This window comes from Mesorhizobium sp. 1B3 (assembly GCF_050958605.1).
GTDB lineage: Bacteria > Pseudomonadota > Alphaproteobacteria > Rhizobiales > Rhizobiaceae.
Genome location: NZ_JBJHDO010000002.1, coordinates 681,753 through 699,563, shown reverse-complemented (window position 1 = coordinate 699,563; position 17,811 = coordinate 681,753). Strand labels below are relative to the sequence as shown.

Sequence of the window (17,811 nt, the reverse complement as noted above, 5' to 3'; positions counted from 1 at the left end):
GAATGGATCCTCGGGTCTCGTCACCCTCGCTTCGCTCGGCGCCGGCCCGAGGATGACGAAGCTTCTAGGTCGATGCCAATCGCCAACGTTGGCGATTTGCGGCAGGCCTTCAACGCAATCGTCATCCTCGGACGGGAGCCCGCGCCAGCGGGCGAGCTGATCCGAGGATCCATTCCGTTACGGTTGAGCAACCCACCCAACGGTGCAGAACGAAATGGCCGAGTCGGTACCAGCACCATCCCGCTCTTTGAGCCTTCCATGGGTTGCATGATGTATTTCACCATCCAAGGTGTCCTCCCAGGATGTGTGAATGCGATAGGGTCCTTCGCGGGGAGAGATGTCCGGCAGGACAGTGAGGGGCAACTCGCGACCGGTCAAAGACTAACGCCGCCCATGGGATCATTCCTCGGGCTCGAGCTCTTTTTTCCTACGCGACAGCAGCCGTTTTCCGAGCGCCGCGACTCCGCTGCCCAACACCCGCAAGACCTTGCCGCAAGCCCGCAGAAATCTCGGGAACCGCTTCGACGACCTCGGATGATCGAGATAATAGCTCGAATATTTGTCGAGGAAGCGTTCCGAGCTGCCGAAGGAGCCATATCTGGAGAGCCTCTTGTAGTCGGCCTTGTTGAGCACGACGCCGAGCACCTTGGCGGCGATCTGCGGCTCCGATTGAAGCGTTGAACGAACCAGCGCTCTGGGGGTCGCACCCCATTCCGCGACGAGGATGAACCCGTCGGCCAGAGGTTCGAAGGCCTTGGCGTCCACCACTGGCCCGAGAGGCGGCAGATCGACCACGATGTAATCGAAGATCTTGTGCGCCGCGTCGATGAAGCTCTTCATGCCTCTCGATGCAAGGAGTTCGCTGGTATGGGCGAAATGGCTGTGCACGACCGCGGGCATCATCGCCAGGCGCGTTTCGCGGTCGATCTTGAGCAGCGACTGCCATGGCTGTTTCCCGACGATGGCGTCGATCAGCCCGTGCTGGGCCGGCACCGGCATGCTGCGGCTGAGGGTCGGATTGCGTAGATCGCCGTCGATGAGCAAAGTGCGGGCACCATTGGCGGCAAGCAGGCCGGCGAAGTTGGCCGCCACCGTCGACTTGCCTTCGCCCGGCAGCACCGACACCACGCCGATGACCTTGCAGCCGACACCCTGGAGCACCACGTCGCTCGCGATTTTCGCATTGCGCAGCGTCTCGGCGAAGGACGACGCCGGCGCGTCGATGGCCGTTCGCCTGTGGCCGGTGAGCATGAAGTCACCGGCTTCCCCGCCATACTTGCGGCGACGGCTGCTGCCGAAAATCGGCAGATAGCCCAGGAACTTCATGCCGAGTTCGGAACGCACGTCCTCGCCCAGGCGGAAGAAACGCTCTCTGAATTCGTTGAGCGCGCCGAATCCCGCGCCCATGAAGAGGCCAAGCACCAGCGACAGCGCGAGCACGACCGGCGCCCGCGGACTGTATGGCGTTTTCGGCAAGCTCGCCTCCGAGATCACGCGCACCTTGGTGATCGGGAACGAGCGCTGCTGCGCCGCCTCCTGGTAGCGGGCAAGGAAGCTCTGATAAAGCGTGCTGAGTGCCGTCGCCTTCTGTTCGAGTTCCCGCAACTGCACCATGGACTGGCTGGCCGACGAGGTCTTCCCGCTCAAAACCTCGACATTGTCCCGCAGCGACGTCTCGCGTGAACGTGCCACCTCGTATTCGTTGCGGTAGTTGGAAGTGAGTTGCTGCAATTCCTGGAACATCTGGCGCTTGATATCGGCCTGCTCCCTGCGCAGCGCCACAGCCTGCTGATGGTCGGCGCCGAAGGCTCCCGTGATCTCCCGCTCGCGTTTCGTGACCCCGAGATAACGGGCCTTGAGCTTGCCTATGACCGAGTCCCCAGGTTGATCGGCGGTAATCGCCGCGCTCTCGACGGCCTTTTCCGGTCCGCTGTCGAGGATCTCCTGGAATTGCTGATATTTGGCCCGCGCCCGGGCGGCATCGGCCTGGGCGATGATGAGCTGGCTGTTGAGATCCGAGAGCTGCTGCTCGGAGATCAGTTCACCGCGTGCCGCCGTGAGCCCTTTCTCGGCCCTGAACTGCTCGGCCGCGAGGGCGGCCGCCTTGGATTTGGATTCGAGTTCCTGCAGCCGCCCCTGGAGCCACAACGTCGTGCGTTCGGTCGCGTCGAAATTGGCGTCGAGTTGGTCGGACAGATATGCGCTCGCATAGGCCTGGGTGATGCGCTGCGCCAACACCGGATCAGGTGCCTGATAGGCGAGATTGATGACATAGCTGCGGCCGACACGCTCGACCCAGAGATCGCGCTGCAGCAGATAGGCCGCATAATTGCGCAAGGAATCCGGATCAGGACCGCCCTCCGAAGTGCCTCCCGTGCTCGTCGACCGAAACACCCCGAGTACCGAACGGATCGTTCCCACGATCCGGCGCAGCATGGATGGCTGCGGCTGCATGAACTGTTCGTTCTCCGTCAGCCGTTCCTTGTCGACGACCGCCAGAGCGAGGCGGGTCGATTTCAGGATTTCGATCTGGCTGAGGATCGCCGCATCGGTCTGCATGTTGATCGGCGTCGCCGACACTTCGTCGACGATCTTGTTCAAGCCTTCGTCAAGCAGGATCCGGGTGCTCGCCGAATACATGGGCGGCGTCGTGCGGAGATAGATTATGCCCAGGAGCACGCCGATGGCGGCGCAGATCGTGACGACCTTCGCCTGCCGAACGGCGATGGCCAGCAGTCGCTCGAGATCGATGAACTTGTCATCATCCCGCCCGGGCGCCACGGCCAAACTCTCGTTCAGCATAAATCCGACTTTATTCATGCGCTCGCCAGGCCCCCCGGCCCGCTTTGGACACCGATTGCCCGGCTACCAACCACGCCTGCCGAAGTTGGGCATTTTGTGTTCGCAGCCGCAAAAGAATGTCTTCGCAACCGCAAAAAGCAAGGGTCCGGCAGGCACAACATGTGCTGCATCAGTCGGAATGCCAGGATTTTCCCGAAGACCGTTTCCGATCTTCGGGGCAGTACGGCGCGCCTCGCATCAGGCCGCATCGCTTTTCGCATCGTGATAGGACAGAAGTTCTCGAATGGGGTCAAGCACCGAGTTCCTGATGTCGTTGCGCGCCAGCGCGAAGGCCACATTGGCTTGGATGAAGCCTTCCTTCGAGCCGCAGTCGAACATCCGCCCTTCGAACAATTGGCCATGGAAGGGCTGGGACTGCGATAACCGGACCATCGCATCGGTCAATTGGATCTCGTTGCCTGCGCCGCGCTCCTGATTGCCCAGGATATCGAAAATCTCCGGCTGAAGGATGTAACGGCCGTTGATGTAGTAATTGGAAGGCGCGACCGACGGCGCGGGCTTCTCGACCATCTCCGTGATCTGAAAGCCTGATCCTGCGGCGCGGCCACGGCCGACGATGCCATAACGATTGGTCTCCAGCGGATCGCATTGCTCAACCGTGACCACATTGCCGCCGACACTGTCGTAGAGGTCCATGGCCCCCGCCAGGCAGCCGCGCTTCCCATACGAAACCATATCCGGAAGCAGAAGCGCGAAGGGTTCGTCGCCGACGATGTCGCGTGCGCACCACACGGCGTGCCCGAGCCCGAGCGGCGCCTGCTGGCGCGTGAAGCTGGTCGCGCCGGGCTGCGGCAGCAGGCGGTCGAGAGCCATGCGCTGCTCGTGCTTGCCGGATTGGGCGAGCGTATCGAGGAGCTCGGGCTGAGCGTCGAAGTAATCCTCGATGATCGCCTTGTTTCGCCCGGTCACGAAAACGATGTGCTCGATGCCCGCTTCATACGCCTCGTCGACGGCATACTGGACGACCGGCCGATCGACGATCGTCAGCATCTCTTTCGGCATGGCTTTCGTCGCCGGGAGGAACCGCGTTCCCAGTCCCGCTACCGGAATGACTGCTTTTCTGACTTTCCGCATAGAGAACTCCTTATGCTGGTCTTGTATTCGAAACAGGAAAGATCGAAGCGAACGCCGCTTTCAGGCGGTCCACCCCAAGACGTTTCGCGATGGGCATGCGTAGGTGGCCGATCGCCGCGGGATTGCGCAGCGCCGCTGCCAGCGCCTTGAGCGGCGCCCGGTCCTTGATGTGACGGACGAGTTCAAGGAAAGCCGCCGCATCCTCAAGGCTGCGGGCCCGGCGGTCGAACGCGGCTTGCGCTGCCGGGTCCAACCGGTAGGTGCGCAGGAAGGCAGCATCGGCGGCAATCATGTCCTCGACATGACGATATTCGAGAACCCTCGATATCGACCCTTCGGTTATGTGATAGGTGTAGCCCGTCTCAGGCTCGACGGCGCAGAAGCCCCCCTTGGCCAGAGCCGACGCAAGCAGCAGATAGTCCTCGCCGATCCTGAGCGTCTCGTCATAGACGAGGCTGTTCGCTTCCAGGAAACGTCTGTTGAACACCGGTTTCATGTAGCCGAAATTGAACTTCGACTTGAAAAGCAGATTGCCGTCGATGAAGTCGGCAAGGGAAAGTTCAGGCATGCGCCCGAGCGCGGAGGGCGAAAACATGAGCCTGCAGTCCCGTTCCGCGTCGCGCGCGACCTCGACATTGTCGACCACGATGGAAGCACCCGAGCGCTCAGCCCTGGCGATCAACCTCCACATGCGCTCCGGATGGACCGCATCGTCGGCATCCAGGATAGCGATCCAGCGCCCTTTCGAAGCGCGCAGTCCCGCATTTCTGGCCCCGCCAGGGCCGCGATTCTCCGGCAGGGCGACCAGCCGGATGCGATCGTCGCCGAGGCTTCTCACCACATCCACCGTGAAATCTTGCGAGCGGTCGTCGACGACGACCACCTCGACGCCCACTCCCTGCTGGGCGAGCGCACTACGCACCGCGCGTTCGATCGTGAGGTCGGCATTGTAGGCTGCGATCACGAAGCTGACGTCAGGATCCAATGCCGGCCTCCTGCTTCGGCGCGACATCGCCATATTGTTGAAGCTCGCGCAGGCCGGCGAGACCGCTCACCACGCCGGCATGCATGATGCCACGCAGGGCGTAGCGATTGCGCAGCCGCGGCGAGAACACGAGGGCGCCGGCTGCTACGAAACAATAGAGCGCCTTGGCGCTGGCAAGCGCGACATTCTTGCCTAGAATGATCGGCGACGCCTTGGCATCGAGAAGATGGCCATGCGTCTGGCCGGACCTGAAACGCCGCCGCGCCAGCCAGGAAAGTTGCGCCCTGGCGGCGGGAACGGGCTCGTGGACCCATGCATTCGGAGCAAACGCTATTGTTCCGCCGGCCTCATGAAGACGCGTGAAATATTCGGTATCCTCACCGCCGGAGCGGCCCCGCGCCAGGCTGAAGCGCCGACCGGCGATCGGGCGAGACGCTCGGCGCAAGAGAACATTGCAGGTGTAGCCCGTGAGGATGTCGCCACGTACCCACACCGGCAGGGTCGAATGAAAGTCGCCATCGCGCATCCAGCGGGGCGCGTCGTCTTGGTAATGCGCTCGAACCGGGCCAAGCACGGCATCGGCTCCGGTCGCATCGGCCGTCGCCACCAGTTCCCAGAGCCAATCCGGGGACGCCGTCTCGTCATCGTCCAGGAAGGCGAGAAAATCACCGTCCGCCGCTTCGAGGCAGGCGTTGCGTGCGATCGAGATATTTGCGGCGGGACAGTGGATATAGACGATCGGAAACGGCAGCTCGGAGCGTATCCCGGTAACGAGTTCACAGGCGCTCGGCACATCGTCATTGTCGGCCACGACGACGCGCAAGCGCCATCCCTCCCGGACACGAAGCGAGGCCAGAGAACGCAATGCGTCCGCCAATTCCGGCCGACGGAAGGTGCAGATGCAGAGATCGATCCGCAGGTTGCCAGGCGGTGTTTCGGACGAGGTCATCGTTCCGCCCGCTCCGAATTGCCGAGGCCGAGAAGTTGCAACCAGAACCCGGCGGACCAAGCTAGATGCATCACCATGGCGGGGAAGGCCGCGAGCATTCCGTAAGGATTGCGTTGTCCGATCGCCATCAGCGCACCATAACCAAGACATGCCAGTGCCCACACGAAGGCCGGCACGATCGCGAACCAATGCAGGAACGCCAACGAGGTTCCCGCCACAAGCGGAAATACCGCCAGGGGCAGCATTTGCCGGAATTTCGGAACCATATGATGCTTGAGCAGGTTGCGTGCCCTGCCCCGTCCGTAGCCAAGATACTGCCTGAACAAGCTCGATACCGACGACCTCGGATAGTATGTCATAAAGGTCTTACCCGTCAGCCAGATGCGGAAGCCCGCCACCCCTAGCCGATGGTCGAGTTCGGCGTCCTCATTATGGGTGAAGCTCTCGTCATAACCGCCGACTGCGCGGAACGCCTGTATTCGCATCAGCGCATGGTGGCCATGGTCGGTCCATTCACCACACGATCCGCCATGACGATGCTTGGCGCCGCCATTGCCGAGCCGTGAATTCTGGGCGAGCGCCGTCGCCTTCTGGAAAACGCCGAAACCTCTCGTTTCCATCGCAACGACGACCGAATCCGCGCCCGTCGCCACCGCTTCCTCGATCAGCCGGTCACAATAATCATCTGGATATTCGCCATGCGCATCGACCCGGATCAGATAATCGTAATCGTCTCCATAGCGTTCGACGGTCAGGTTGATCGCCGCACTTTGGATGCGCTTGGGATTGTCCAGCATGACGACCTGCTGATCTCGCGAGGCGACGTCGGCGACGATTCGGCGCGTGCCATCGGTGCTGCCGCCATCGGCGACAACGACCCTGGCGCCGAGCCGGGCTGCCGCGGCTCCGAATTGGGTAAGCAATCCAGCGATATGTGCCGCTTCGTTCAGGCACGGCACCACGATCAGGCAGGTAGGCGCTTTTTCGTCCGGTATGCCCATGTCCTTCCGTCTTTCTCGTCTAGGCCGTAGCCTCGATCGTCGCGGGACCCGACCGGACGGCCGTCAGCGCGCGCAGCTTTCCTACTAAAGCGCGGCAGTCATCGATACCGCAGATCCAGGTTGTGGGATCAATTGATGTGACACGCTGTTTCTCGGCACCGTAGCGACCGGGATCAAGGGTCGAGAACATTGCCGAAAGTGCCGCGACGGACCGCTCGGGCAGCAACAGACCGCACCCTAGCCGCTCGACGAAATTGCCGGTTTCGGTGCCCCTCATGGCGATTGGAACAACCCCGTAGCGGCACCCTTCATAGATTCGGTTCGGCAGCAGCCATTGCGAATTCTGGCCTTCCTCGAAGAAGTCGATCGCCCAGGAGAAATGCACGTCGCCATAGATCGCAGCCAGCTCGTCCGGGTTCCGGTAGACGCCGTGGAACTCAACATATGGTTCGTCGGCGACGACATTGTCGAAGTCGGCAAGCTCGCCACGCGCTGGGCGTCCGCGCAGGACAACTTTTACCTTACCTCCGGCAGCTCGGGAAAAAGCGGAGAGAAGCTCGAGCGAACGGCGGCAACGCAGCGCGCCGAACCAGCCGATACGCCAGGGAGGACCGGCGGGCGCCTGCAGGGCGGCCGGGGTGTCGTCGGCGAGTTCCAGAACCTTGTTTTCGACGAGTTCGATCGGCAGCGCGCTACCGAGCACAGGTCTGAAATGGTGCTTCACGAAAGCAGGCGAACTCGTCACCAGCAAGCCGATGTCGCGGCTGAAGAACTGCTCCGCCTTGCGCATGGCCGCGCCGATCGGATCGGATCGCAGGAGCAGCCGATGGATGTCGAGGCACTCATAGACGATCGGTATGTCCCCCCCCAGGGCTGCGTTGACACGCCTCGCCAAAGCCAGCATTTCGAGATTTCTGGCGACGATGACATCCGGCCTGGCGATGTCCTTCAGCAGCCGGGAGGCACTCAAAGCCGCTTGCGCCACGGCGGCGATACGCTGGGCGAATTTCCCGTCACGGGTTACGCCCAACTCGATGGGCGCAAGACCGTCCACGCGGGCAACCGGCTCCGCTCCGCGCCGGAAGCCGGCCAGGATGACCTCGGCCCCGCCCGCCCGCAGCATCCGAACCCGCCGCCCGACCGCCGGGTCCGAAACGTCATGGACTAGATAGAGCACCCGCAACATCGAACGCACCGTCTCTACTGCAGCTTGCAGGCTACCGACTCCGGAAACTGACAAGGCTCGCCCAAAGGCGTGAAGGCCACCCGATCAACTTCCATGACCAGTTGCTTGCCGGGATCGCTGAAGGGGCCGAGCCACTCCTTGAACGTGTCGCTGCCCCAAAGGCTGAAGAAGATCTTGCTGGGATTGGTGGGCACTTTTGTTGGGTCATCGAGCGTGTGCACCAGCTCGCCGTTCACGTACCACCGTATGCGCCCCTCCTCCCAGACGAAGGCGTAGTCGTTGAACCCCTGATCGGCTCCGCCGGGAACCGCGACTAGCTTCTCGTTCTTGCCGACCCCGTTGACGTAGGAATTGAGCTGAACCTTCCCGGGATCCTTGGTCAGTATCTCGAAGTCGATTTCGTCGTGGGGCTTTTTCTGGGCCGGGCCGATATAGGTGAAGAAGGCCGAATTCACGCCCGAAGCCGCGGGACTGCGCAGCCGGGCTTCGTAGACGCCGTAACCGTAACGCGCCTTCGTCTGCAGTTCGCCGCAGCTATAGTCGCGATCCTTCAGCGTGCGCTTGTTGAAGGTGATCGTCAGGACACCGTCGGCCGCCCTCACGTCGTCCTTGGACCAGGTGCAATTCTGGAATTTGCCGTTGTTCCAACCGTCCGAGACGTACCACCGGCCGAGGTCCAGCTTGTCGAAGTCCTCGACGAAGGCCTTGGGCGCCGTATCCTGCGCCAGCGCCGGTGCTGCGGTAAAAAGAAAAACCGCGACGGCGGCCAGCAGACGCCGAGCCGGGAATGAAGCCGGCGTTGGGACACGGGGACGATCGAGAAGCAAATGCATCGACTGTAGCTCCGTTTGGCTGCGCCCTCCAACGCAGCGGGTTGATGCCGAACAAGGATCCGGCGGCCTCAACTCCTCCCGAATACGCCGTCATTCCGCCTTGGCGGAAACGGGCGTGATGTCGTTGTCCTGCGCGAACCGGCCGACGGTTCGGCGGCAGTCCTCCATGAAAAGCATCTGCTTCTTCAGAGCCGCGATCCGCCTCTCGCAGGACTGCAAGGTGCTGGTGAGTTGCGCCATCCGGCCTGAATCCTGATCCGCCTCGTTCTCCAACGCTTCGAACAGGAAAGCCGCGTCTGCCGCCACGGCGCCGTATCTTTTCTCGAGCCCCGCCTTCTCGCGGTCCATTTCCTCCGATATCGCGCCAAGCATTTCCTGTATGCGTTGGAAGCGCGTGGCATCGGTCTGCCTGTCCCGGTCCGGGTTCCTGATCTTGAAGCCGAAGACGGATTTGATCATGCAGGTCCAAGCTCCCCACGCAGCAGATATCGAACGGTACGCGCCGACGGCTGACGACGAGGCTTAGTCCCCAGTTTGTCGCGAGCGATCCCCGTGACGATAGCAGGAAGTTCGTGCGGATGCCGCAGCCCATGCAACGCCGCATCGAGCATGCCCCCGCGCGCCTTGATGTCCAGGAAGTTGCGCAGCCGGTATTTGTCCCGGACATGACGCTGGTGCCGGCGTAGCTCCGTTCGGGCGCTGGCGGGCAAGTCAGGCAACGCAAGGATCGACCGGTCGGCTTCCGCGAGCCGCTTCAGATCGTCCGTATGATGGCGGCCGCTGAGCGAGTCGGGTCTCACCAAGGCGCCGTAACCGCATGTATCGACCAGCTTGAATCGCGCCCCTGCGGCCAGCGCCCGCGTGTAAAGATCATAGTCTTCGCCCAAGCGCAGCAGCGGGTCGTAGCGTAAGCCGAAGCGCTCCAGGAACGCGCGCCGCATCACCGGCTTGAGGAAACCCAGCTCGCCGCGCTGCAGGCCCGGCCTGGAGATGTTGCCGGCGACGAACTCGGTCAGGCCGAGAAATCTCGGATTGGGCCGGAACGGCGGCACCTGCAGGTCGATAAGGTCGCGGTTGTCGTCGCTGACGAAGACGATGTTGTCCGCGATGAGATCCCAGTCGTGTTTGCCGAGCAAACTGGTGAAGCGTCCCCGCACGAAAACGTCGTCCGCATCGAGGATACTCACGAACGGTAGCGGCGAGCTCTCTATGGCCACATTGCGGGCTTGCGCAGGACCCCTGTTCTCGTCGAAGCGGATCAGTCGCAACCGGCCGCTTCCGTCATCGGCCGACATCGCCGAACGCTGCGTTCCATCGGTGGAAGCGTCGTCGACGACAATGACCTCGCCTACCTCAGGCTCGCGCAGCGCCGACGATATCGCCGTGCCGATCGTGTTCGCGCCGTTCCGGACGGCAATGATCACGCAGACCGGACGTTCGTTCATGCGCCCACTCCCGGCAGCGCTTGTCCCGTCGTCGGCAAGCGAGGCTTGGCAGGCGACCCGCGTTCGAACCAGCGGCGGCAAAGATCGGCGGTCGCGGCCCAGCCAGCTTCCACGGTATAACGGGCGACATCGCGGCCGCAAAGCTCGCGCAGAACGTCCCGCCGGCAGGGCCAACGGATCGCACTGGCCCAGGGGGTAAGCACCATCGCCGCCAGATCGTCGTCCGACGTGGCGCGCAGCACCTTCGGCCCCGTGGGTTCGCCCGCCGCGAAACGCTCGCCGAAAAGGAGCGAAGCGGCCCGGAAGCCGAGCAGCACCGTGTTGCCCAGCCCCTGCCGCTCGGCCTCCATCATGAGCGCAAGGCGTTCCTCGTCCGCCATGTCCCTCACCGATGCGTAAAAATCGAGCACATAGCCGCCGCAGGCCTCTCTGTTGAAGAGAGCCTTGGCGATGCTGATGGCCGACAGGAGCGGCCGGTGCATGCGCGAAATCACAGGCACCCGTGCGCCGGCCATTTCCATTGTTTCGTGCTGCCGGATGAAGGCTGAGGGTTCGCGCGGACTGGGCGAGCCCGGCTGCTGCAGCCTGTAGTGCAGATCCACAGTGACAGGCGGATTGCCTGCTTTCACCATATGTTGCTCGCCGAGGAAAAATCGCCACCAAAGGGAGCGGCAACGGTCCGCCACGGCGAAGCCAGCCGTCTCCAGCACGGCCCGCGCGCGACCGTAGTCGCGGCTGCCAACCAGAATATCGACATCGCCCACCGGCTTGGCGAAATATTCGCCATAGAGGAGCCTTTGCTGGCAGACCCCCTTCATGACCACAAAGGCGATCCCAGCGCTCGTTAGGGCGGCGCTGACAGACAGCGTATCGGCAATGGCGCGGGCATTCATGGCGACAGTCCTGGCCTTGTAACGCTCCACCATCGCACCGAGCGGGTCACGCTCGCCCTTGGGAACCGCGTTCAGGACAGGGGCGCTCAACAGGAGCACCAGCTTGTTGAGGCGTGCCGCGCTGTAAAACGTGGCCGCGTCAAACTGACTCGACGCAATTGGGTCCAAACCGTACGACAATACTCCGAATTTCGCGCGAAGCGCGTATTTCAGGAGCCCGATTTCCTCGCCGCCTTCGGCCGCATGGGCGACCGTGACCGCCGGCTCGTTCGAACCTGTGCCGATCCCCTGCACAGCGCCTCCGTGCAATGCTGCATGTGCGAAGAGATTGTGCATGACAATATGGCTGCTCGTAAACCCCAAAAGAAACACTTTTCTCAAGCAGTTGATATGGGTGCTTGGGACCACGAGACCAGCCCACATACAAGTGTAGGATTATGCACATATAATTAATATATTGAAATATTCTGTGATTTAATAGATCAAACGATCTCTATTTGACCCGACGTCAACCAACGCAAACTTTGCAAAAGCAACAACCAAAGGCTGCAATTGCATCGGCAACGAAGGAGAATATCCTTATTTTTCAAAGCAATATACAGACTTTGGCATAATCGAGGCGAGATGCGATAAAGAAATCAATTATCGTGGCATCACGTCACAAATCGAAAACTCTACTTGATCAAGTTTAGTAGATTGCAATTTATGCTTGACGCACGCTTTGCTGCATGCGCCTATCGCAGCGCAGCACGCAGAATGCTGCCGTTCCGTTAGGAACGCTTCGTCGTCAAAAATGGAGATATGCCATGGAAGACGCAGACAAGAAAAAAGAAGCATATGAAACACCTAGCCTGACCGTTCACGGTTCGATCGAGACGATTACCCAAGCGGGCTTGGGTATCACCGCGATCGACGCGAGCTTTCCCGCTCACACCCCAATCGACGAGCTGACTTTCTCGTGATCGGGGATCGGCCCTTTTCGTAAGGGAGGCAGGAAACAAGCTGAAGCGGAGTTTCAGCCATGAGCTCCGCTTCCTTTCCTGATCCGCTTCGCGGATCGACTATTGGCCCGGTTGAGCTCCGCTGCTGGAAGCCCGGCCTGCTTCTATCGAAAACGAGGTATAGCCTCATGGGCGCCGATTTCGCGGAAGATTTATTGATCCGCGCCAACAGCGATGTCGTCTTCTGCGAATTGGGCGGAGAGCTGGCATTGCTCGATTTGCATTCGAATACCTATTACGGACTGAACAAGGTCGGCGCCCGGATCTGGGAGTTGATTCAGGAGCCCCGGTCGGTCTCGCAGCTATGCGAGGCGATCGTCGAAATGTACGACGTGGACCCGGCGCGCTGCCGTGTCGATGTTGAAGCGCTCGTAACGCATCTCGCCCGTGTCCGGCTGATAGGCTTAAGCAATGAAGGCGCTGCGTAGGTTCCTGGCCCTAAGCGGTTCCGACATGCTGTTTCTCGCCGGTTGCCTGGCGACTGTCGCAACCGTCAGGTTAGGCCTCACCGTCCTGTCCTACAGGAGGATGCGCGCCTGGTTTCAGGCGCCTCCCGTTCAAGGTGTTGCGGCCGCCGGCGAACTCAGACGCGTGGCCTGGGCGGTGCGCAATGCCGCCCGACTTGTCCCGCGCGCATCCTGCCTGACACAGGCCTTGGCCGGGCAATTGATCCTGGCACGTCGAGGCAAGTCCTCGCAGGTGAGAATCGGCGTGGCGCGGGACGACAAAGGCCGCTTCGTCGCACACGCCTGGCTGGTCAGTGAGGATCGAATCGTGCTCGGCGGCGGCGAAGAAGACATCGGCGGCTTCACGCCGCTTGCCGATCTGGACTGGAAAAAACCGTGAGCGGTATCGCGGCGATCCTTGAACGGGCCGGTGAGCGACCGGTCAGCGCCGCAGCCATGCAAGCCCTGCTCCAGATCATGCGCCATCGCGCGCGGGATGGCGCGGCGCAATGGAGCGCCCGCGAGGTCGCGCTCGGCCTCGCCCAACTTCATACGACCCTTTTCGAGCCGGAAGAGCCTTGTCTGGAAGACGACATGGCGATTTCCGCCGATGTACGCCTGGACAACCGCGACGACCTCGTCGAGGCCCTTGGCCTTTCGAACCGTACGCTCTCCGATTCCCGTTTGGTCCTGGCAGCCTATCGACGCTGGGGGGAGGACTGTCCGAACCACCTTCTCGGCGATTTCGCCTTCGTGATCTGGGACGGCAAGCGTAAGCTCGCGTTCTGCGCTCGCGACCATTTCGGCGTGAAGCCGATCTACTACCTTCTCAATGAAGAAAGATTGGTGGTCGCCTCGGAGGCGAAGGCGATTTTGGGATCGACCAACCTCTCCCCCCGCCTGGATGAGCGTCACATCGCGGCAATCCTCGCGGGCTTCGTCGACGAGACCGACGCCACCCACTACCTCGGCATCAATCGTCTTCCACCAGCCCACGCGCTTGCCGTGACGGCCGACAAGATCCGTCTGTGGCGTTATTGGGACCTAGAGCCAGTTTCCCCTCCTTCCGGGCAGGACCATGCCGATCGTTTCCTCGAGCTGTTCGACGCAGCGGTCGCAGCCAGGATGCGGGGCACCAAAGCCATCGGCGCCATGCTCAGCGGCGGACTCGACTCCTCGTCGATCGCCATGATCGCCGGTCGACGGCATCTCGCATCCTGCGGCCGCAAGCTGACGACCTTCTCGCTCGCGTTCGACCAGGCAAGCGGAATGGACGAGCGTCCTTTCATCGATGCCGTGCTCGCGAAAGGCCACTTCGGGCCGGCCTTCGTGCCGGTCAGGGATCATGCGCCCTTTGCCGGGTTCGAAACCATGCTTCGGGAGCAGGAAGGCATCTTCCTCGCCACGGGCCTCAGCGTCAGCCGGCAGCTTTACGCCTTGGCGGCGGACAAAGGCTTGCGTGTGTTGCTCGACGGCCATGGCGGCGACGAAGTCGTGTCTCATGGCTACGGTTTCCTGCAGGAACTCGCGAAGTCCGGGCGTTGGATCGCTCTACGGCGCGAGTTGCGCGCCTACGCGGATACGTATGGCGACGACCGCGATCGGCTTTTCCTCACCTTCTTCAATAACTACGGACCCGGACGACATCTACAGCCGCTGCTCCGGATGGCTCATCGGGCACGCTCCCGTCTCATCCCGAGCCAGTCCGTTACGCCGCATTCTCCTGCATGGCGGCGCTTCGTCAATCCGGACTTCGCCTCGCGGACGGATCTGTCCGAGCGAATCGGAAAGCACACCAGGCAATCACGGGAGGCCTCCCTCAGCGAGGCAACCCACCATCGGTGGCTGATATCGTCGCCTGGGATAGCCCATAGTTTCGAGGTCCTCGACAAGGCGGCCGCGGCGACGGGAATCGAGCCGCGATATCCTTTCTGGGACAAACGTCTCGTCGAGTTCTGCGTGGGGTTGCCGGCCAGCGAGAAACTGAGCGACGGCTGGTCACGCCATGTATTACGGCGCGCGATGGACGAGATCCTGCCTGCCGAGGTCCAGTGGCGCCGCGACAAGGTCGATTTCAAGGCGAATCTGGTGCGCGGGCTGTTGCATCATCACCGCTCCCTCCTCGACAGCGTGCTCGTCCGCGACGTCGATGGGATCGCCGGCTACGTGAATCTGCGCGAGCTTCGCGAAGCGTGCGAACGCATGATGTCGTCTCCCGCCGCGGCGCGCGGCGACGAGGTCCAGTTCATCTGGCGCACCATTTCACTCGCGCTTTGGCTGCGGGCCGGCCGCCAATCGGATATGGCGGCATGAACCAGGCAGATCCGACGCTCGATACTCGCTCCCCGGCGACGCGCGAGGCGCCGGAATATTTTTACCGGGCTTATGGATTGGCGATCCGTTCCGAGCTTGCGCTGCCGGAACTCGAGGCAACGCTGCCTGGACCTGCGGATGTGGTGGTGAGGTTCGCGCAAACCGGGCGCCCCGCGCCGGCTACAGGCTCTGTCTTCGAGTTCGGTGCCGACACGCAGTTTCTGGCCTGGAGCGGAGCCGGCGCATTCCGCATCCGCGGCACCAGGGAGATCGAGATCGAGCGCGCGGCCGGCACCGGTGACAGGCTGTTGGCATTGCCCCTGCTCGGCCCCGTCATGGCCCTGCTTCTGCATCTGCGCGGCAAGCTCGTGCTGCATGCCAGCGCCGTTGCCGCGGGGGATCGCGGCGCGATCTTCCTCGGAGACAAGCGCGCGGGAAAGTCAACGACCGCGGCAGCTCTCGTTGCCGCCGGAAACCGGCTGTTGACCGACGATGTGCTGGCTTTCGACACCATGCCGACTGGCGAGCTCGGTATCCTGCCGGCATATCCCCAGATCAAGCTGGCACCCGATTCGGCTCAGGCGGTGAAGATCGACGCCACGGTCGAACCTCGCATCCATCACGCCATCGACAAGCGCCAGCATCGGCTCCCACAGGGCTTCTCTCATGCCAGCGTAGGCGTGCGGCGAATCTATGTGCTGGAACGTGGCGCCAAGGCGAAAGTCACGCCGATGCCACTGCAGACCGCGCTGCTGGCGTTGCTCCGCTTCTCCTATGTGACGCGGTTCGAGGGGGCCGCGCTCCATGGGGCAAGTGCCGCCGGACATCTACGCCTCTGCGCGGAGCTGGCAGGGTCCGTCGGCGTGCGACGTCTCATCGCCCCTGCCGGTCTCGAGCGCCTCGACGAGCTCGTGACGCTCGTCGAGCGGGACCTAGCAGAGGGTGAACCCTGATGCGCCGTTTCATACCATCGAAGATCCTCGAGATTGCCGCTTTCGGCCGCTTCATCGGCGAACGTGCCGGCAACAGGATCCTGCTCGCCCTTTGCTTCCTGATCCTGGGCAGCCTGACCGAGGGCATATCGATCCTCCTGCTCGTTCCGCTCCTGCACTTGGTCGGGCAAGGCGCCGCGGACGGCTCCTATTCCCTCGCGCTGCCGGCCAACGCCGTTACGCAATGGCTCGTACCGAGCCTCAGGGTCGGTCTTCTGCCGGTACTCGGCATGCTCGTGCTTCTCGTCACCGCCCAGGCGCTGTTCGTGCGCTTCAAGTCCATCTTTATGGCGGAGATGCAATACGACTTCATCAACCGGCTGCGGGTCGATCTCTTCGAGAGCATTGGCAAGGCGAGATGGCGAGTGTTCGGCCGCTTCCGCGGCTCCGATCTCAACCACGCCATGACCGGCGACATCGACCGGGTCCAGGGCGCCGCCTTGCACATGCTGATGCTGGTGCAGTGCTGTGTCATCCTGCTCGTCTATCTCGTGGTGTCATTGCTCATATCCCCGGCAATGACGGCTTTTGCGGGCCTTATCGGCGGCATTACCCTCGCGGTGCTGCAGCCGATCCGCTTGAAGGCCGCGAGTTACGGCGGAGCGATCACGGCAAACCGGCGGGAGCAGTATCGGACAGTTTCCGAATTCCTGACCGGCATCAAGGTCGCAAAGAGCCTCAATGTCGAACAGCAATATTTCAGCCAGTTGCGCTCGACACTCGAACGGATGAAGCATGACTACACGCGCTTCGTCCGCGTCAGCACGGTCGGGACGGCCCTGTTCCAGATCGCCAGTGCCGTCGGACTCGCGGCCTTCGTCTACGTCGCGCTGGCCCGGTTCGATCTCTCCCTGCCCCAGATCGTGGTGCTCATCCTGGTCTTTATGCGTGTGGCCCCCCGCTTCATGGAGCTGCAGACGCATCTCCAGGACATTCTCGTCAATCTTCCAGCCTTTGGCGCGATGCGCCGCATCCAGATGAGTTTCGACGAGGAACGGGAGGACGCCGGAGATCCAAGCTTGGCCGCGCCGCTCCTCACATCGGAGCTGCGGGCCGAGGGGCTCTCCTTCTCCTACCCCGGCCAGGACTGCAAAGGCGCCGTGAGAAACGTTTCCTTCAGTGTCCCCGCAGGTGAGATCACCGCCCTCATCGGCCCCTCCGGCGCTGGAAAGAGCACCATTGCCGACATGCTGCTCGGCCTGCTCGAACCGGAGACGGGATCGCTATGCGTCGATGGCGTCGCCGTCGATGGGAGCAACCGCCGGCACTGGCGCGACTGCGTCGCCTATGTGCCGCAGGAAGTGTTTCTGCTGCACGACACTATTGCCGCCAATCTCCGCCTCGCGGCGCCTAATGCGGGAGACGACCAGCTGTGGGCTGCGTTGGGCGCCGCCCGTGCCGACACCTTCGTGAGGAGCCTGCCAGAGGGCTTGCAGACGATCGTCGGCGATCGCGGAAGCCGGCTTTCGGGCGGAGAGCGCCAGCGCATAGCTTTGGCGCGAGCGCTGCTGCGCAAGCCGCAACTGCTGATCTTGGACGAAGCCACAAGCGCGCTCGATTGGGAGAACCAGTCTCTGATCGCCGAATCGATCGGCGCGCTGCGGGGAGAGACGACAGTCCTGACCATTGCGCACCGCCCTTCCATGATCGCCTTCGCCGACTGGATCGTGGCTGTCGAGGACGGCCGGATCGTGGAGACCGGCAGCTTCGCCCAGCTCACGCAGCGCGCAGACAGCCGGCTGGCCCAGATGCTTGCGGGCGAGCAGCCTTCGGCACCGGCGGGTCCGCTCTCATTTCCCGATCGTCGAAGCGGCACTGATGGCTGAGCCGC

The 17,811-nt window shown here is 62.4% G+C and carries 16 protein-coding genes; 6 read left to right on the top strand and 10 right to left on the bottom strand.

The window, feature by feature from the left end; all coding sequences use genetic code 11:
* Positions 1 to 399 precede the first annotated feature (399 nt).
* The 10 genes from ACCO56_RS08365 to ACCO56_RS08320 form a co-directional block, all read right to left on the bottom strand.
* Positions 400 to 2,820: a polysaccharide biosynthesis tyrosine autokinase gene (locus tag ACCO56_RS08365; RefSeq protein WP_433639496.1), complete on the bottom strand. Its 2,421-nt coding sequence runs from the start codon at positions 2,818 to 2,820 to the stop codon at positions 400 to 402.
* Between the two features lie 219 nt (positions 2,821 to 3,039).
* A complete protein-coding gene (locus ACCO56_RS08360; protein ID WP_433639494.1) occupies positions 3,040 to 3,936 on the bottom strand; it encodes a UTP--glucose-1-phosphate uridylyltransferase in 897 nt (298 codons plus the stop codon).
* 10 nt (positions 3,937 to 3,946) lie between these two features.
* On the bottom strand, positions 3,947 to 4,921 hold the full coding sequence (locus tag ACCO56_RS08355; protein WP_433639492.1) for a glycosyltransferase family 2 protein: 975 nt from the start codon (positions 4,919 to 4,921) through the stop codon (positions 3,947 to 3,949).
* The gene (locus ACCO56_RS08350; protein WP_433639491.1) at positions 4,911 to 5,870 is read right to left on the bottom strand and encodes a glycosyltransferase; all 960 of its coding nucleotides are present in this window, start codon (positions 5,868 to 5,870) and stop codon (positions 4,911 to 4,913) included. Before ACCO56_RS08350 ends, ACCO56_RS08355 begins: the two co-directional genes overlap by 11 nt.
* Positions 5,867 to 6,871 (bottom strand): glycosyltransferase family 2 protein, encoded by a 1,005-nt coding sequence (locus tag ACCO56_RS08345; RefSeq protein ID WP_433639490.1) that lies wholly within the window; start codon positions 6,869 to 6,871, stop codon positions 5,867 to 5,869. Before ACCO56_RS08345 ends, ACCO56_RS08350 begins: the two co-directional genes overlap by 4 nt.
* Positions 6,872 to 6,890: 19 nt before the next feature.
* Positions 6,891 to 8,057, bottom strand: coding sequence for a glycosyl transferase family 1 (locus tag ACCO56_RS08340; RefSeq protein ID WP_433639842.1), 1,167 nt, complete (start codon positions 8,055 to 8,057; stop codon positions 6,891 to 6,893).
* Between the two features lie 14 nt (positions 8,058 to 8,071).
* Positions 8,072 to 8,890 carry a glycoside hydrolase family 16 protein gene (locus tag ACCO56_RS08335; protein WP_433639487.1) on the bottom strand — a complete coding sequence of 273 codons (819 nt, stop codon included), beginning with the start codon at positions 8,888 to 8,890 and terminating at the stop codon, positions 8,072 to 8,074.
* 90 nt (positions 8,891 to 8,980) lie between these two features.
* Positions 8,981 to 9,349 (bottom strand): hypothetical protein, encoded by a 369-nt coding sequence (locus ACCO56_RS08330; protein WP_433639485.1) that lies wholly within the window; start codon positions 9,347 to 9,349, stop codon positions 8,981 to 8,983.
* Positions 9,346 to 10,335, bottom strand: a complete 990-nt coding sequence (locus tag ACCO56_RS08325) for a glycosyltransferase family 2 protein (RefSeq protein ID WP_433639482.1) — start codon at positions 10,333 to 10,335, stop codon at positions 9,346 to 9,348. Before ACCO56_RS08325 ends, ACCO56_RS08330 begins: the two co-directional genes overlap by 4 nt.
* Positions 10,332 to 11,564, bottom strand: coding sequence for a nucleotidyltransferase family protein (locus tag ACCO56_RS08320; RefSeq protein ID WP_433639480.1), 1,233 nt, complete (start codon positions 11,562 to 11,564; stop codon positions 10,332 to 10,334). Before ACCO56_RS08320 ends, ACCO56_RS08325 begins: the two co-directional genes overlap by 4 nt.
* Positions 11,565 to 12,034: 470 nt before the next feature.
* Here ACCO56_RS08320 and ACCO56_RS08315 point away from each other — a divergent pair, with 470 nt between their 5' ends.
* From ACCO56_RS08315 to ACCO56_RS08290, 6 genes are all read left to right on the top strand, one after another.
* Entirely contained in the window at positions 12,035 to 12,190 is a 156-nt protein-coding gene (locus ACCO56_RS08315) for a lasso peptide (RefSeq protein WP_433639478.1), read from the top strand.
* Between the two features lie 167 nt (positions 12,191 to 12,357).
* A complete protein-coding gene (locus tag ACCO56_RS08310; protein ID WP_433639475.1) occupies positions 12,358 to 12,657 on the top strand; it encodes a PqqD family protein in 300 nt (99 codons plus the stop codon).
* On the top strand, positions 12,641 to 13,075 hold the full coding sequence (locus ACCO56_RS08305) for a lasso peptide biosynthesis B2 protein (RefSeq protein WP_433639473.1): 435 nt from the start codon (positions 12,641 to 12,643) through the stop codon (positions 13,073 to 13,075). Before ACCO56_RS08310 ends, ACCO56_RS08305 begins: the two co-directional genes overlap by 17 nt.
* Positions 13,072 to 14,988 carry an asparagine synthase-related protein gene (locus ACCO56_RS08300; RefSeq protein ID WP_433639471.1) on the top strand — a complete coding sequence of 639 codons (1,917 nt, stop codon included), beginning with the start codon at positions 13,072 to 13,074 and terminating at the stop codon, positions 14,986 to 14,988. Before ACCO56_RS08305 ends, ACCO56_RS08300 begins: the two co-directional genes overlap by 4 nt.
* The gene (locus tag ACCO56_RS08295; RefSeq protein ID WP_433639469.1) at positions 14,985 to 15,941 is read left to right on the top strand and encodes a serine kinase; all 957 of its coding nucleotides are present in this window, start codon (positions 14,985 to 14,987) and stop codon (positions 15,939 to 15,941) included. The genes ACCO56_RS08300 and ACCO56_RS08295 overlap by 4 nt, the downstream gene beginning before the upstream one ends.
* Complete coding sequence (locus ACCO56_RS08290; protein ID WP_433639466.1) at positions 15,941 to 17,806, top strand: ABC transporter ATP-binding protein; 1,866 nt, start codon at positions 15,941 to 15,943, stop codon at positions 17,804 to 17,806. Before ACCO56_RS08295 ends, ACCO56_RS08290 begins: the two co-directional genes overlap by 1 nt.
* Positions 17,807 to 17,811 lie beyond the last annotated feature (5 nt).

Coding starts and splice junctions, on each gene's coding strand:
- ACCO56_RS08305 (WP_433639473.1), top strand. CDS start 12,641: ATGAAGGCGCTGCGTAGGTTCCTGGCCCTAAGCGGTTCCGACATGCTG.
- ACCO56_RS08290 (WP_433639466.1), top strand. CDS start 15,941: ATGCGCCGTTTCATACCATCGAAGATCCTCGAGATTGCCGCTTTCGGC.
- ACCO56_RS08335 (WP_433639487.1), bottom strand. CDS start 8,890: ATGCATTTGCTTCTCGATCGTCCCCGTGTCCCAACGCCGGCTTCATTC.
- ACCO56_RS08310 (WP_433639475.1), top strand. CDS start 12,358: ATGGGCGCCGATTTCGCGGAAGATTTATTGATCCGCGCCAACAGCGAT.
- ACCO56_RS08340 (WP_433639842.1), bottom strand. CDS start 8,057: ATGTTGCGGGTGCTCTATCTAGTCCATGACGTTTCGGACCCGGCGGTC.
- ACCO56_RS08350 (WP_433639491.1), bottom strand. CDS start 5,870: ATGACCTCGTCCGAAACACCGCCTGGCAACCTGCGGATCGATCTCTGC.
- ACCO56_RS08330 (WP_433639485.1), bottom strand. CDS start 9,349: ATGATCAAATCCGTCTTCGGCTTCAAGATCAGGAACCCGGACCGGGAC.
- ACCO56_RS08365 (WP_433639496.1), bottom strand. CDS start 2,820: ATGAATAAAGTCGGATTTATGCTGAACGAGAGTTTGGCCGTGGCGCCC.
- ACCO56_RS08320 (WP_433639480.1), bottom strand. CDS start 11,564: ATGCACAATCTCTTCGCACATGCAGCATTGCACGGAGGCGCTGTGCAG.
- ACCO56_RS08315 (WP_433639478.1), top strand. CDS start 12,035: ATGGAAGACGCAGACAAGAAAAAAGAAGCATATGAAACACCTAGCCTG.
- ACCO56_RS08345 (WP_433639490.1), bottom strand. CDS start 6,871: ATGGGCATACCGGACGAAAAAGCGCCTACCTGCCTGATCGTGGTGCCG.
- ACCO56_RS08325 (WP_433639482.1), bottom strand. CDS start 10,335: ATGAACGAACGTCCGGTCTGCGTGATCATTGCCGTCCGGAACGGCGCG.
- ACCO56_RS08295 (WP_433639469.1), top strand. CDS start 14,985: ATGAACCAGGCAGATCCGACGCTCGATACTCGCTCCCCGGCGACGCGC.
- ACCO56_RS08360 (WP_433639494.1), bottom strand. CDS start 3,936: ATGCGGAAAGTCAGAAAAGCAGTCATTCCGGTAGCGGGACTGGGAACG.